Source organism: Lactobacillus johnsonii ATCC 33200 (assembly GCF_000159355.1).
Lineage (GTDB): Bacteria > Bacillota > Bacilli > Lactobacillales > Lactobacillaceae > Lactobacillus > Lactobacillus johnsonii.
In genome coordinates this window covers 1-16,015 of the sequence record NZ_GG670120.1, presented here as the reverse complement: position 1 = coordinate 16,015, position 16,015 = coordinate 1, and the positions used below count along the sequence as shown (strand labels likewise).

Here is a 16,015-nt window from a genome sequence, read left to right as displayed (position 1 = left end):
ATATTGAATGTTAATGTAAAAAAAAGCCTGCAAAATAAAGTTTTCTAAAACTTTATTTGAAAGACTCTTAGTTAATACCCTGAGTGCTGAATGCCAGGATCGAACTGGCGACCTCTTCTTTACGAGGGAAGCGCTCTACCAACTGAGCTAATTCAGCATTAACACTAGAATTATAACAAAGATTTTCTTCCCCTGTAAAGCATCAGTAAAATTTTACAAATAAAAAAGTCGAAGTACCACTACTTCGACTTTTAATTAAAAGTTAGCTGTATCTGGATCAGTAGCTAAGCCGCTAACTCCATGTAAACTATCTAATTTGCTCATCTGCTCATCATTTAATTCAAAATCAAATACATCAATATTGGCTGCAATGTATTTATCGTGAACAGATTTAGGTAAAGGTAAAAATCCGTGTTCTAGCGACCAACGAATTAAAACTTGAGCCGGTGACTTTCCAACTTCATTAGCTATTTCGTTAACAACTTCATTTCCTAATAAACCACCCGTGCCTAATGGACTGTATGCTTCACTTAATAATCCTAACTCTTCATTTGCTTTCACTACATCTGATTGTAAATCACTTGGATTAAGCATAATTTGGTTAACGACTGGTTTTATTTCTGCAGTTTTAAGCAATTCCTCTAGGTGATGCTTTCTAAAATTAGAAACTCCAATAGCTCTAATCTTACCGGCCTTAACCGCTTCTTCCATAGCTCTCCAGCTTTCTGTATTTGCTTCAGCCCAGTGATCTCGAAGAGCCAGTGGATTAGGCCAGTGAATTAAATATAAATCTAAATAATCTGTCCCTAAATTTTGCAAACTTTTATCAATTGCAGCTTTTGCCTCTTTATAACCATGATCTGCATTCCAAAGTTTAGTAGTAATAAATAAATCATGGCGGTTAATGCCACTATTCTTAATTCCTTCTCCTACACTTTCTTCATTTCCATAAGCTGCAGCAGTATCAATATGTCTGTAGCCGCTATTCAATGCTGCTTCAACTGCGTGTTTTGCCACATCACCGTCTGGAGTTTGCCAAGTACCAAAACCAATAATCGGAATTTTGACACCATTATTCAATGTGTATGTATCTTCAACTGAATTAAATTTCATATTTTTCCTCATTTCTTTAATTACTTACATTATAAAAGTAATTTATGCTTTTTTCATGAAATTTAGCTTTTTACAATTAATTTATTTAAATAAGTCATTAAAAGCTTCAGACATTGTCGGATGAGTATAAATCTGATCTCTTAGAACCGTATAGGATAAATGAGCCTTCATCGCTAAAGAAATCATGTTAATCAATTCATATGACTCAATTCCATAAAGTGTAGCCCCTAGAATTTTTTCGGTTTCTGGGTCAACGAGTGCCTTAAATAAACCTCTATTATCTTTTGCAACTTTTGCTTTAGGAATTGCTGTAACTGGCAACTTAAATAACTTGTATTCTTTTCCTAATTTATTTGCTTGCTTCTCATTTAAACCAACTTGAGACAAGGCGGGTGAAATAAATACACTATAAGGAACTACCTTTCGGTCACTAACCATGCGAGCACCCGTACCAAACAGTTGATCTTTAATAATTCTAAAATCATCTAAAGAAATATAGGTAAATTGAAGACCACCTTTAACATCCCCAATTGCCCACACATTGTCCACAGTAGTTCTTAGAAAATCATCTACTTTTATAGCGCCACGATCAGTTGTTTCAATCGCAGTATTTTCTAAACCTAAGTTTTCAGTATTTGGTTTACGACCAGTTGCTACCAAAATTCGGTCTGCATTAATCGTTTTTCTTTTTCCATTTACTTGATAAGTAACTGTTGCATCAGTGGTTTCATCAGTAATCTTTTCAATATCAGCGCCAAGTTCAAACTTAATACCAGCGTCTTCCATATCTTTTCTTACCACATTACTAATATCCTCATCTTCACGGGCTAAAAATTCCTTATTATGATCAAGCACTGTAACTTTACTACCATATTTTGCGAACATGCTAGCAAATTCCAACCCAATATATCCCGCTCCAATAATTGTTAAATTCTTTGGCATCTTCTTTTCATCCATGGCTTGAGTTGAATCAAGGATATACTTGCTTTCTTTTAAGCCAGGGATTGGTAACATCACTGGAACTGCACCAGTATTAATGAAAATACGGTCTCCTTTATACTGAGCTTTTTTACCATTCGGAAGTTCTACTTCAATTTCATGATCAGCAATAAAATGCGCTTCTCCATCTAATACAGTTACAGTCTTTTCGTCTGCAAGCATATGATAGTTTTTCTCCCGCAATTGTGCAGTCATTTCATTTTTACCGTTTACCGCATCCACATAAGAAACGCCATTTGCGGCTTCAATAATTAATCTTTTTGAAGGTAGGCAGGCGATATTAATACAAGTACCTCCATACATCTTATTAGATTTTTCAATTACTAATACTTCTTCTCCCTTTTTTGCTAAAAATTTAGCTAAGGTTTTCCCACCTTTTCCAAAGCCGATAATTATGTTTTTAATTGTTTCCATATTATTTTCCTCTTACTTTTTATAAGTTTGTTCTTTTAACTATTATTTTATACATATAATATTAATTTGCATCTTTTATGCTTATAATTTTTATATAAAATCATTTTATTTATAGGTAAAAAATGGGAATTGTAGAACAACATATAAAAATGGCAAAAAAGCATAATAAAATAATAGGGAAAAAATACAAGACTGAAATAAAGCATAGTGCTATACAAAGTAAAATATTTACCAATGCCTCAGAAGTGAAATATACAGGAAATAATTACCCTATTTTAAGTTTTAAAAATATAGATTCAGCACATGCAGGAATATCTCTAAAAGAAAAAGATTCTAATCTAAAAGTAACTATTCTCAATTTTGCAAATTACACCATCCCAGGAGGAGGCTACTTACACGGAGCACTAGCTCAAGAAGAAGTTTTATGTCATCAATCAGATCTTTATCAAGTTCTAACCAAATTTTCTCAATACTATAGCTGGAATCAAATGAATCTCAATCAAAACTTATATGAACATCGTGCTCTTTATACTCCTAATATCGTATTTACAAATTTAGACGGAAGTTTTGTTAATACACTAGACGTTATCACTTGTGCCGCTCCTTGTTATACTATCGCCAAACATACTAATATTTCTTATGAAAAAGCTTGTATAGTACTAAAGAAAAAAATGGAATTTGTAAAAAACATCGCTGAATATGAAAGAGTAGATAAATTAATTTTAGGGGCTTGGGGGAGCTGGCGCATTTAGTTTTCGTGGAATTGAGGTTGCTAAAATATGGCATGATGTATGGCGCACTCCTTCACCGATTAAAGAAATACACTTTGCAGTAATAGATCATTTAGGATTTCAAAATGCACAAATTTTTAAATCAGAATTTTCAAAATAATCTAGTATGATAAAATTAACTTGATTCGGTTATTATTTATTTAAAAAGGAGTAACACGTTAATGCGAGTATTAGTTATCGGCGGAGCTGGTTACATTGGCTCTCACGCTGTTAGAAAATTAATTGAAGAAGGAAACGATGTTGTTGTCCTTGATTCTCTCTACACTGGTCACAGAAAAGCTGTCGACAAGAGAGCTAAATTCTATCAAGGTGACATTGAAGATACTAATTTAGTAAGCAAAATCTTACGCGATGAAAATATTGACGCAGTAATGCACTTTGCTGCTTACTCATTAGTTGGTGAATCAGTTAAGAAGCCTTTGAAATACTACGATAATAATGTTTCTGGGATGATTTCACTACTTCAAGCTATGGAAGATGCTAAAGTTAAATATTTAGTCTTCTCTTCTAGTGCTGCTACTTACGGTATTCCTGAAAAATTACCAATTACTGAAGACACCCCATTAAATCCAATTAACCCATATGGTGAAACTAAGATGATGATGGAAAAAATTATGCACTGGGCTGACAAGGCTAATGGCATTAAGTCAATCGCCCTTCGTTACTTCAATGTAGCTGGTGCTTCAAGTGATGGTTCAATCGGTGAAGATCACGGACCTGAAACTCACTTGATTCCTAACATTTTAAAGAGTGCTATTGCGGGCGACGGTAACTTCACTATTTTTGGGGATGACTATAACACTAAAGATGGTACTAACGTCCGTGACTATGTTCAAGTTGAAGACCTAATTGATGCACATATCTTAGCTCTTAAGCACGTGATGGACACTAATAAATCTGATGTCTTTAACTTAGGTACTGCCCAAGGATACTCTAACTTAGAAATTCTTGAAGCTGCTAAGAAAGTTACTGGTATCGACATTCCTTACACTATTGGTGCAAGAAGAGGCGGAGACCCTGATTCTTTAGTTGCTGACTCAAGCAAAGCTCGTAAAGTTTTAGGCTGGAAGCCAAAACATGAAGATGTTGATGACGTAATTGCTACTGCTTGGAACTGGCACAAGAGCCATCCAAAGGGTTACGAAGATAAATAAATCAAAAAATCCATTCAATCATCACGACTGAATGGATTTTTTTATTGCAATTGATTAACGCATTTTCTCATTTCTTCAATATCCAAAATACTATGAGCAAATTCTTTTCTCACTAATTCATCGGGCAGATATTCATCATATTTATCAAATACCGGTACCTCATTTGGATACACTAGCTCTAATGGGTCAAAATCCTTATTAGCTTCTTCTACTAAAATTTTCAAAAATTCTTCTTTACTTACATCCATTGCAAATTGCATAAAATACGGACGACTAGAATTAAAGCCGCGCAAGCCAATTCGCTTAGCACACTTAATTTTAATTAACCTTTCTAAAGCCAAAAATGCATATGTCCCTGTCCAAGGAAAGAGACACCACATTTTTCCGCCTAAGTTAATCAAATTACTTTCTAGCATCCCCGAAGTTTTAGCAGTATCACGCACTTCTTTAAGACGCGCAATAGCATGTTTCATTAGATAGGGGTATTGCTTTTTCTCGGTTAAAATTTTATTCATTCTTTGTAAAATCTCAGGTTGAATATCTCCTGCAACATCCCCAAAATATGCCGGAATACGACCTTTAACAGGATGGCAATAGACTTGATGTCGTTTGCGATCTACATCCTCTACTACCCAAACACGACCCGCTATCGCTATCTTATCCCCAACAGGTGGCGGTTTAACAATAGTTCCTAGCTCTTCTGATTCTGACTTAACAGCATATTCTTCATTTTCTTGAAAAACAGCATAAAACTTAAAATTATTAACTATGCGCTCACCACTTAGACCTACAATTAAACCACCATTTTCAGTTTGCTGAATATGATCTTCTTTAATTAGATGTCTAAGTAATACTAGATAATCATCTTGACTAACATTCCGAAAATAATGCAGTGTCAATACTCGCGACGCTAGCTCTGCAGGCGTCATTTCACCATTCGAAGCTAAAGTAGACATGGTCTGATGGTAGAGCAAACTATATGGTAAGCGATTTGGTTCAGGAGGTTCTACCCATCTTTCTTCTAGATACAGTTGAACCAAAGCAATTCCTTGTAATAAAGACCATGGAATAATCTCAGGAAGCATCGCACGGGACTCAGGATGCGATTCGCGCATTACAAACCACATTTCCGAAGGATTACCTCTACGTCCTGTCCTTCCCATCCTTTGTAAAAAGCCAGATACAGTAAATGGCGCATCAATCTGAAAAGCACGCTCTAATTTTCCAATATCGATACCTAATTCAAGTGTGGCAGTAGCACAAGTAGTCATCAAAGAGTCCTCATCTTTCATTTCGGCCTCAGCAGTTTGCCGATAAGCAGCAGACAGATTACCATGATGAATTAAAAAACGATCTGGCTCATGTTTTACTTCACAGTATTGTCTTAATATCTGACAAACTGCTTCACATTCTTCACGGCTATTAGTAAAGACTAAGCATTTTTTGCCGCGTGTATGTTCAAAAATATAAGCCATTGATGGATCAGCTGTATTGGGAGCTTGATCACTTTTTTCATCTAAAACTGGTTGCGCGGGATCAAAATCATTACTATCAGCCTGTGGACCATTATCATAAAAGTGTTCCATTGATAGCCGCCAAACTTGCCCGCTTCCTTCTCCTTTAGGAGCCCTAGTTTTACGTTTAGAACCAGCACCTAAAAATGCAGCAGCAGATTTTGTATCACCAATTGTTGCAGAAAGTCCAATACGACGAGGATCAACACCGGCTATTTTAGATAATCTCTCAATCAAACAAAAAGTTTGTCCGCCACGGTCAGATCTTAAAAAGGAATGTAATTCATCAATCACAATATATCTCAGATCATGAAATAAGTTGGGAATATCCATGTGTTTATTAATCATCAATGACTCTAAAGATTCTGGTGTGATTTGTAAAATACCAGAGGTATGTTTAAGTAATTTTCTCTTTTGTGTCTGGGTCACTTCGCCATGCCAACGCCATACAGGAATATCAACATCCTGACAAAGTTCGTTTAAACGTTCATATTGATCATTAATTAATGCTTTTAGTGGTGAAATGTACAGTACACCCACTGATTGAGGAGGATTTTCATAGAGATCAGTTAAAATTGGAAAAAATGCAGCTTCCGTCTTACCAGAAGCAGTCGACGCAGCTAGCAAGATATTATCTCGACTATTAAAAATAGTTTCTGCTGCTCCAACTTGAATTGAACGGAGATTTTTCCATCCATGTTCATAAATATAATCTTGAATAAAGGGAGCAAAACGTGTAAAAATATCCATTTTTCACTTAAATTCTAAACTCAGCAAAATCATCAGACTTTTCATTAGAAACTGCCCCTGATTCGGCATAAGAAAACTTATCCGAATTAAGTAGTTTTTCAATGTCAGTCTCTGGATTTTGCCAAACAATGTCTAATAATTCAATAAAATCACGAATAATTTCACGTGGCGTAATATTTGTTGATGCTCCCACACGTGAATATTCAATTTTTATGAACTTTTGTAAATCATCCTCTGTAATTGACTTTTCATATCCATACAGATTAGCATGCATCTCTGCAAGTTTTTCAGTTAAAACAAGCATTTCTTCTGGGGTAAGAGGATCAAGCTTAATAACAGGTGCATACATATCTCGATTGCCGGCTTCAGAAAATTTTCCACTAGCAAGACGTGAGCGCAATGCTTCATATGAATATACTCCGCGTCTCTTATCTTCAATTGCCTGCGGGGTTCCACCCATAATAATTCCAAGATACTTCGACTTTCCTTGTAAGGCATCGTTGTACATTGTTAATATCTTTTCATAGTTATATTGGCGGCTAATACTATTCGGGATTTTATAGATATTTACTAACTCATCAATCATAATCATCAAGCCCGCATATCCAGCTTGTCTAAAAAATGATGCGAATAATTTTAAATACTCATACCAATCGTCATCAGATATTACAATATCGACTCCTAATTCTTTCTTAGCCTGTGTTTTATTGGCATATTCACCTCTAAACCACTTAACAACTTTGGCTTTTGTTTCTTCATCATCATTGATATAGGCTTGATAGTACATTTCAAGCAACTTTGCAAAATCAAACCCGTGCACTAATTCAGAAAGATTAGAAATTACTGCATAAATTTTCTTATTGACTGCGTCTTCAAAGGCGGGAGTATCATCATTTAATCCTGTCTCTGTTCTAACCTGCATTTGAACCGAATTAATCCAGCGATCCAAAATTAAGGTTAATGCTCCACCTTCCGGTCTAGTTTTAGTGGAAAGATTTTGAATTAGTTCTCGATAAGTTGCTAATCCTTGCCCTTTTCCACCCTGCAGCCGTCTTTCTGGCGATAAATCACCATCAACCACAACAAAATTTTTATCCATTACATAATTTCTAATAGTTTGAAGTAAGAAACTTTTCCCCGAGCCATACCGACCCACTATAAATCTAAAAGAAGCTCCTCCGTCTTTGATTAGCTCTACATCATGTAATAAAGCTTCAACTTCGGCTTTTCTTCCAACAGTAATGTATGGTAATCCGATTCTAGGTACTACCCCACCTTTTAAAGAATTCAAAATAGTTTGAGCTATTCTTTTAGGCACTTTTCTATTTTTATTAATAGCCATACTTTAGTTTGTTCCTTTCAAAAACATATCTTCTAGATCTTCTTGGTAATCTTCAATTACTGTAGGTATATCATTTATAAACTCAATGACATTATCACCAAATTCATCAAAAAGTTTTTCATTTATGTTATCAATTATAACGGCAGCCATTAAATGATGCTCTTTAAGATATTTGTTTAGGTCTTTTCCCTTTAAAAGCAAAATTATGGTGGCCATCTCTTCTGAGCTCAACCCATAGTCTTCCTGCTCATCGTTTACAACAGTTTCTTCAATTTGCTCCCTTTCTTCTTGCTCAGCTTGAAGTTCTTCTTCAGTTAATAAACTGTCTCGAGTTCCCGCTGCATCCTCTCGAATTGTAGATAACTGTGATAGATTAAATTCAATTTTAGGCTGTTTTAATTTTTGTTCCTCTATTTGATATTCTTTAATCCCATCCCTAATAGCCTCAAGATAATGCTTTTCTATTTTTCTAGGTTTTAAATTTCGTCCCAAATTAAAACATAATCTTATTTCGCGATCTACTTCATGCAAAAAATTACCTATAATACTTTTTTGACCAGTCAGTCCCCAGTAAGACTCACAGTACCAGGTATTTTTTTCTTTATCATAAAAATATTTTCTAATTTGATCAATTTCATAGCTAGTTGTCTGTGGCTCTAGCTGATGATTAAACACAGCAGCTGAAAACAGTTGAATTGTCATCTGATTCTTATAGGCAATATAACTAGTAAAAAAATCAAATCCATCATTACGTAAATCTAAAATTTTGTGCCAAATTAAAACTAAAAGATATTCAAATTTTTCTATACTCTTTTTATACAAGGGGCAATTGCGAATCTTATAATTAGATAACTTGATTAAGCTCTCTGCAACTTCGTGGTTAGAAAATTGATCTGGGTATAACAATTGTTCATACTTTTTATCATTAGTCTGTTCTTTAACAAAAAAAATATTATTTGTTTTATTTATATTATAAAAAATAATATAATCGCGAATCCATCTTTCAAGATAAGCACCCATCTCCGGTGAAAATTTTTGAGCATAATTTTTATTAAAAGTAATTAACTTATCTAATCCTTCTTCTGGATTCTTAATTCCAATTCCGTTTAATAATTCATACAAATAAATGTAAGCATAGGAATCTGAAATTTTTTCATAGATATTTTGTCTAATTTTTGTACGCCAAGTAAAATACGTCCGTGCCTGCCCCACTGTTAAGTCGTGGTAAGTTGGATAATATCGTAAGAAAGATTGTTTTCCGTCATAGTGATCTTCGTAGGAACCCATTAATTTACCCTGTAAATAAAAATTTTGTTCTCTACGAATAGATCCAGGTAAAGAATATTGATAGGACTCAATCATCTTTTTTATTTCTTTAGGAACAAACTGAGTATCTTCAAAATTTAAATTGATTTTCTCTTCCGTAGATTTAGTTTCTTTTCTAAGTATATTAGATGACCTTTTCCAGTTTTTAAAGTTTAATTTCTGCTCATGATAGACACTTTCTTCATCATTTTGAATAGTATCAGGAATATAAATTAATTTTTCAGGATTAGGGCGTTTATTGGACATGAGAGCAATTTTAAAAGCATATTCCAATGCTTTTTTTATTTTTTGATTACTTAACCCTAAGCTAACTTCAACCCACTTATCTTCTTTTATTAAGCATGAAGGTGAAAAGCCGGGTAAGTCTTTAATTGTTATTGCAAAATCTCCATAATTAATGTTTAAACTTTTATTTTTAGGATCTAAATTTAAAAGAGCAAACCAATTTTTAGTAATCGGTGAACTAAAAGCTACCAAATTAGGATTGTCATTAACTTCACTAATACTATTTTTTCCAAAATGTCTTATAGCATAACTTAATAATTCATCGGTATTCATGGGTCTAGCTCCTTTCGAACATATATTCTACTATATTTTTATTTATCTAGCCATGAAGGTACAACAAAAAACGCTGAAACCATAATGATTTCAGCGCCATTAAATACTCACTATTTTACTTGATTAATAACATTAATTGCATTTAAGCTACGAGGATAGCCAATAAATGGAACATTAGCTAAAACAACCTTGGTTAAAAATTGTTGATCATTTCCTAGACCTACATTAGCCTTGGCGTGGGCCAACAATTGTGGTTCACACCTTCCTTGAGCGGCCAAATAACAGAAAGTTATCATTTCTCTTTCTTTATCATCTAGGCCCTTTCTTGTGTAATAATCTCCAAAACAATTATCCACTAACCACTTATTGATAATACCCTTTTTAGCAAAATCTTTCATTTGTGGTCCAAATAATCTAATTTGAGTTTCTTCACCTTTTTCAAGACGATTTTTCATAGTAGTGGTAGCTTGACTAGGTAATGGCAATTTAACACCATGATCGAGCAAAACTTGATTTGTTGCTTCAAAAAATGGCATTACACGTCCTAATCCTAAATAATCAACCGCTTGATAAACTACTTCTTTTGCTTCAACTGGACTTACTCCATTATCTAGAGCAACCGGAAGCATTAAGCTGTATTCTTCTAAACCTTGCATCCCTAACAAATAAGCTAAGTTAGATAATAATTTTGTTTTATTTGGTAGGTCTACGTCATCTTGGACTTCCTCAAAAGCAAAATGACTAATTCTTTCCCAAGCTTCAGGATCATTTACTTTTAAAACTTTTTCATGGATATTTTTTGCATCTTCTCTAAGCATTATTTCACTCTTCTTTCTTATAACTTATTATAAAAGCTAAAAATTCTATTTAAAACTACTTTATATGCATGTAGAAATATACTATTAAAGCATAGATTCATAAATAACATTATCGTAACTTTCGTTATTAATATTCAAAGTATAGCCATATATATTTATGAAAGTATTAGTTATTTCAAACCTATACGCTTATTTTATAAAACAACATTTTTTAATCTATAACTATTAGATTCTATAGTAAAGATGATTAAGTTAATAGAATGATTTTAGGAGGTATATTGTTATGACAGATTATGCAAAAAGAGAAATGAAAGCATTAGACAGAATTACTAAGAAGATTTCAGATGCAGAAGGTCACTTAACAAAGATTGAAGATAGTATTGATGATAAGAAACATCGCACCGCTCAACATGAAACAATTAAGGATATTAAGTCAATTCTTAAGCACGCAAGAAAAGTCGACAAAGACGAAGACAAGATCGAAGAATTCAAAAGCGAAGGTCCTAAGGATTCAACAGAAAACCACTACGTCTATGAAGAAGAAGAACCTGTTATCAACGATTTGAAGAAGGACTTCGCAGAATTAGATGACAAACTTGCTAAGTTAAATTACTTCAACGGTGGAGATATTGATGCTTTCAGAACTGAACACCACTATCTTGAAAAGGCTCAAGACATCTTGAAGAAAGTCGGCAAATTAAATTAGTCTAAGTTTATAGTAATAGTTTTATAGTTTAATTTACATACATACAGAAAAAGAATGATATATTCCTTACCCTCTTTGGTAAAGAATTATCATTCTTTTTGTTTTTGATCAAAATAAAAAAGGGGAAGCAATATATTGCTTCCCCTTTTACGTGCGAATTCATATTAATATTTTAAGAGAAATACGAAAAAATTAAGCTTCAATACCCTTTCCAGTGTATGTTTCTTTCATTAGATTCTTAATTTCACTAATCAATAACGCAGAAGGATTTGTTACAACGTTTTGGTCGCCATAGGCTTCAACAGCCATGTTTTCTACCTTATTATTAAAATCAGCTTCACTAATTCCATTAGCTTTAAGGCTTAACTTCATCCCAACAGCATGTCCTAATTCAACAACTTTCTTGATTAAAGCATCAATTAGTTCTTGGTCGCTATTTCCTTTTGATCCCAGACTACGTGCAATTTCTGCATAATCTTTATCAGCTCTAAAAGTTGAATAATGTGGGCGCATAGCAAGTTTTCTAGGCTTTTTAGAATTGAATCTAATCACATATGGCATTGCAATAGCATCACTTAAGCCACTTGGAATACCAAACTCAGATGATTCTGTATGAGCAATTGCATGTCCTACACCTAAGAATGCATTTGCATATGCCATACCAGCTAAAGTAGCTGCATTATGCATTCTACTTCTAGCATTTTGATCACCATTATATGATTTTTCTAAGTTTTCAAAAATCAACTTAATAGCTTCCATCGACCAGCCACGAGTAAAATCAGTAGCCATAGTCGAAACATAACTTTCTACTGCATGAGCTAATGCTTCAAAACCAGAGCGAGCAATCAATTCCTTTGGCATAGTTTCTACAAATTGATCGTCAACAATGGCAACATCAGGATTTAAAGAATAATCACAAAGAGTGTGTTTAATTCCTGTCTTTGCATCTTTAATAATTGAAAATGGTGATACTTCTGAACCAGTTCCTGAAGTAGTTGGAATACATACTAATTGGATAGCATTATATTTTGGAAATCTTACCGTTCTTTTTCTAATATCTAAAAATTTTGAATAAGCATCTTCAAAACTCATATCTGGATTTTCATAGAATAATCGCATTACCTTAGCAGCATCCATTACAGATCCACCACCAATAGCAATCACGACATCCGGCTTAAAGATATTCATCCGGTGAACACCGTCAGCAATTATATCAGTATCAGGATCCTTAGTTACTGCTTGAAAGACTTCATAGCTCTTTTTACCACGACGTTGACTAATGATATCAGTAATTTTATTAATGTATTTGCTTGCTACACCTTCATCAGTCACGATGAAAAATCTTTCAACATCAGGCATATGCTTTAAATAATTTGCTGCATTATGTTCAAAATATGTCTTCTTTGGAACCTTGATCCATTGCATATTATCACGACGTTTTGCAACTGTCTTAATGTTAAGCAAGTCTCTAGCACCAATATTATGTGAAAAAGTATTAGCACCATATGAACCGGTCCCCAAAGTAAGGGAAGGAAGCATATTGTTGTACAAGTCACCAACGCCACCAACTGAAGCTGGAGAGTTAACCAAAATACGGCATGCATCCATTTTCATTGAAAACTCATCAATTACTTTTTCATCTTGAGAATGAACCCCCGCAGTATGACCGCGCCCACCATAATTTAGAAGGTCGGTACAAATCTTATAGGCATCTTCATGACCGTTAGCTTTATACATAGTAAATACAGGAGAAAGCTTTTCAGCAGATAAAGGATACTTTTTACCCACACCCTTGTATTCGGCAATAATTACCTTAGTATCTTCTGGTACATCTACTCCACATAATTTTGCAATTTGATAAGCCGAACGACCAGCAACTGGACCAGCAACAGTTCCTCTCTTAGGATCAATGAATTTTTCTTCAAACTTCTTAATTTCATCTGGTCTTAAGAAATAACAATTCCAAGACTTAAATTCATCTTTTACTTCGTTATAGATATCCTCATCAACTACTACAGAATTTTCGGAGGAACAAATCATACCATTATCAAAAGTCTTAGAGAGGACAATATCATAGACGGATTCTGGAATATTGGCGGTCTTTTCAATATATGAAGGACCATTACCTGGACCAACACCGATTGCAGGTTTACCAGATGAATAAGCCGCCTTAACCATTCCAGGACCACCAGTAGCTAAAATAGTTTGAACATTTGGATGATTCATTAAAGTACTAGTTGCTTCAAGACTTGGATATTCGATCCATTGAATAGCATCTTTAGGAGCACCAGCTTTAATTGCTGCTTCTCGAATAATTTCACCAGTTTTTACACAACTCTTTTGTGCTTGTGGGTGGAAACCAAAAATAATAGCATTTCTAGTTTTTAAAGCAAGCATAGCTTTAAAGATTACAGTTGAGGTTGGGTTAGTAACGGGAGTTACTCCAGCAATTACGCCTTTAGGTTCTGCAATTTTAACTAATTGTTTTTCTTTATCTTCTTCAATAACGCCAACAGTTTTTTCATGACGAAGACTATTCCAAATATTTTCACTGGCAAACATATTTTTAATAGTCTTATCTTCTACTACTCCACGACCAGTTTCTTCAACAGCCATTTTTGCAAGTAAATAACTATTCTGTTCCCCAGCACTTGCAATAGCTTCACAAATTTTATCAACTTGTTCTTGATCAAAATTGGCCATCTCATCTAAAGCAACATGGGCTTTTTCTACATAGCCATCAATCATTTTATTTACATCAATTGCTTTTTCTTCTTTTGTCGCCTTTTTATCTTGCACCATTTAATTGGGCCTCCTACTCGGAAATCTAGGCATTTTTTTTGAACAATGACAGTATAGTCCTTATATCCAACACTTGTAAATGACTTTGTGCATCTTTTTACAAATTCACAATATGATAAAAAGTAAGAAATAACTGTTTTCAATAATGTTATCGGTTACATTTTGTATAATATTGAAAAATATTTCACAAAAGTATAAAGTGTTTTTTTTATTCATAATCTTATAAAAAATCTTAAAAACTATACGTTTTATCAGTTATCATAGATTTTTATGTTAAAATTTTAATAAACTATGAAAGGAGTTTTATATTTTAATGTCAAAAAATATCTCAGAATCATCTGAGGTTAAAACTATGAAACGGAGTTTGACAAACGCCCATATTCAACTAATTGCATTAGGGGGAACAATTGGAACAGGACTATTTCTAGGAGTTGGAAATAGTATTGAACTAGCTGGTCCTGCAGTAATTTTTATCTATTGCCTAGTTGGATTCTTTCTTTTTCTGTTAATGAGAGCACTCGGAGAACTGATACTTTCAGATATTAAGAAAAATACCTATATTGATTTTATTTCAGAATACTTAGGAAAAAGTATTGGAACAACAACAGGATATTTATATTGGTTCAGTTGGTTGACTCTCGCTATGGCAGAAATTACTGCTCTAGGAATTTATTTTCAATATTGGTGGCCCAACCTGCAAAGTTGGATTCCCGGATTAATTACTTTATTAGTACTATTAGGTATTAATCTAATTTCAGCACGGGTATTTGGAAACTTAGAATTTAGTTTTGCAATTATTAAAATTGTAACAATTATTGCATTTGTTATTCTTGTCTTCTACCTATTAATTACAAATTCTTCAACAAAGTATGGGCATGTTAGCTGGAATAACATGATGATTGATGGCGGTATTTTCGCCAAAGGTCCTAAAGGCTTTTTATTAGGTTTTCAAATGGTAATCTTTAGTTTCATCGGCGTTGAGTTAATTGGTTTAACTGCTGCTGAAGCAAAAGAACCAAAGAAAACTATTACACGTGCTATTGACCAACTGCCTGTTCGAATTATTTTATTTTATGTGCTTGCAATTCTAAGTATCTTATTAGCAATTCCTTGGACAAAGGTTTCAACTTCAAGTTCACCATTCGTCCAAGCATTAGGTGCAACAGGAATAAAAAATGCAGGTTCAATAATTAACTTTGTTGTTATAAGTGCAGCCATTTCATCAACTAATAGCTTTATCTATAGTGCGGGCCGTTTATTATTTTCAATAAATTACAATGGTAAAAACAAAATCAGTAAGCATTTAGGTAAGTTGGATCATCGACAATTACCTAAAAATGCTTTAGTATTCTCAACAGTTTTAATTGCATTAGCACCTCTTTTAAATCTCTTTTTAAAGGATGCTTTTACCTTTATTTCTGCCACTGCAACGAGTATGTTTTTATTAATTTGGTCAATTATGATCGTGACTCATATGACTTACCGTAAAAAGACACCAAAGAATGAACTTCCAACATTTAGAATGCCGTTATATCCAATATCAGATATAGCAGTACTAATGTTTTTTATAGCAATGATTATTGTGTTACTAATATTTCCAAATTATCGAATTCCAATGATAAGTGCAGGAATAATTTTTACAGTTTTAGTATGTCTAACTCACTTTATACAGAAAAAAAGTAATTAATATTAAATCCTCTAGTTAAGAAAACTAGAGGATTTTTTCAT

The 16,015-nt window shown here is 33.6% G+C and carries 11 protein-coding genes and 1 tRNA gene; 4 read left to right on the top strand and 8 right to left on the bottom strand.

What is annotated here, in order from left to right; all coding sequences use genetic code 11:
* Positions 1–84 precede the first annotated feature (84 nt).
* The 3 genes from HMPREF0528_RS00060 to HMPREF0528_RS00050 form a co-directional block, all read right to left on the bottom strand.
* A tRNA-Thr gene (locus tag HMPREF0528_RS00060) sits at positions 85–157 on the bottom strand.
* A 98-nt stretch (positions 158–255) separates the two neighbouring features.
* A complete protein-coding gene (locus tag HMPREF0528_RS00055; RefSeq protein WP_034524996.1) occupies positions 256–1,113 on the bottom strand; it encodes an aldo/keto reductase in 858 nt (285 codons plus the stop codon).
* A gap of 81 nt (positions 1,114–1,194) precedes the next feature.
* Positions 1,195–2,526: an FAD-dependent oxidoreductase gene (locus HMPREF0528_RS00050; protein ID WP_004893403.1), complete on the bottom strand. Its 1,332-nt coding sequence runs from the start codon at positions 2,524–2,526 to the stop codon at positions 1,195–1,197.
* A 122-nt stretch (positions 2,527–2,648) separates the two neighbouring features.
* Here HMPREF0528_RS00050 and HMPREF0528_RS00045 point away from each other — a divergent pair, with 122 nt between their 5' ends.
* Both HMPREF0528_RS00045 and galE read left to right on the top strand, forming a co-directional pair.
* On the top strand, positions 2,649–3,278 hold the full coding sequence (locus HMPREF0528_RS00045) for a TIGR02452 family protein (RefSeq protein ID WP_004893399.1): 630 nt from the start codon (positions 2,649–2,651) through the stop codon (positions 3,276–3,278).
* 200 nt (positions 3,279–3,478) lie between these two features.
* Positions 3,479–4,471 (top strand): UDP-glucose 4-epimerase GalE, encoded by a 993-nt coding sequence (gene galE / locus HMPREF0528_RS00040; RefSeq protein ID WP_004893395.1) that lies wholly within the window; start codon positions 3,479–3,481, stop codon positions 4,469–4,471.
* A 41-nt stretch (positions 4,472–4,512) separates the two neighbouring features.
* Here galE and HMPREF0528_RS00035 read toward each other — a convergent pair whose 3' ends face one another.
* The 4 genes from HMPREF0528_RS00035 to HMPREF0528_RS00020 form a co-directional block, all read right to left on the bottom strand.
* Complete coding sequence (locus tag HMPREF0528_RS00035; RefSeq protein WP_004893382.1) at positions 4,513–6,735, bottom strand: DEAD/DEAH box helicase; 2,223 nt, start codon at positions 6,733–6,735, stop codon at positions 4,513–4,515.
* Positions 6,736–6,742: 7 nt separating this feature from the next.
* Positions 6,743–8,077 (bottom strand): ATP-binding protein, encoded by a 1,335-nt coding sequence (locus HMPREF0528_RS00030; RefSeq protein ID WP_004893378.1) that lies wholly within the window; start codon positions 8,075–8,077, stop codon positions 6,743–6,745.
* Positions 8,078–8,080: 3 nt separating this feature from the next.
* Positions 8,081–9,961 carry a TerB N- and C- terminal domain-containing protein gene (locus tag HMPREF0528_RS00025; RefSeq protein WP_004893376.1) on the bottom strand — a complete coding sequence of 627 codons (1,881 nt, stop codon included), beginning with the start codon at positions 9,959–9,961 and terminating at the stop codon, positions 8,081–8,083.
* A 110-nt stretch (positions 9,962–10,071) separates the two neighbouring features.
* Positions 10,072–10,779 (bottom strand): carboxymuconolactone decarboxylase family protein, encoded by a 708-nt coding sequence (locus HMPREF0528_RS00020; RefSeq protein WP_004893375.1) that lies wholly within the window; start codon positions 10,777–10,779, stop codon positions 10,072–10,074.
* A 283-nt stretch (positions 10,780–11,062) separates the two neighbouring features.
* On the opposite strand from HMPREF0528_RS00020, the gene HMPREF0528_RS00015 reads away from it, so the two are divergent.
* Complete coding sequence (locus tag HMPREF0528_RS00015; protein ID WP_004893372.1) at positions 11,063–11,485, top strand: hypothetical protein; 423 nt, start codon at positions 11,063–11,065, stop codon at positions 11,483–11,485.
* A gap of 192 nt (positions 11,486–11,677) precedes the next feature.
* Here HMPREF0528_RS00015 and adhE read toward each other — a convergent pair whose 3' ends face one another.
* Positions 11,678–14,287 (bottom strand): bifunctional acetaldehyde-CoA/alcohol dehydrogenase, encoded by a 2,610-nt coding sequence (gene adhE / locus HMPREF0528_RS00010; RefSeq protein WP_004893369.1) that lies wholly within the window; start codon positions 14,285–14,287, stop codon positions 11,678–11,680.
* A 313-nt stretch (positions 14,288–14,600) separates the two neighbouring features.
* On the opposite strand from adhE, the gene HMPREF0528_RS00005 reads away from it, so the two are divergent.
* Positions 14,601–15,974 carry an amino acid permease gene (locus HMPREF0528_RS00005; protein WP_004893367.1) on the top strand — a complete coding sequence of 458 codons (1,374 nt, stop codon included), beginning with the start codon at positions 14,601–14,603 and terminating at the stop codon, positions 15,972–15,974.
* The last annotated feature ends 41 nt before the right edge of the window (positions 15,975–16,015 follow it).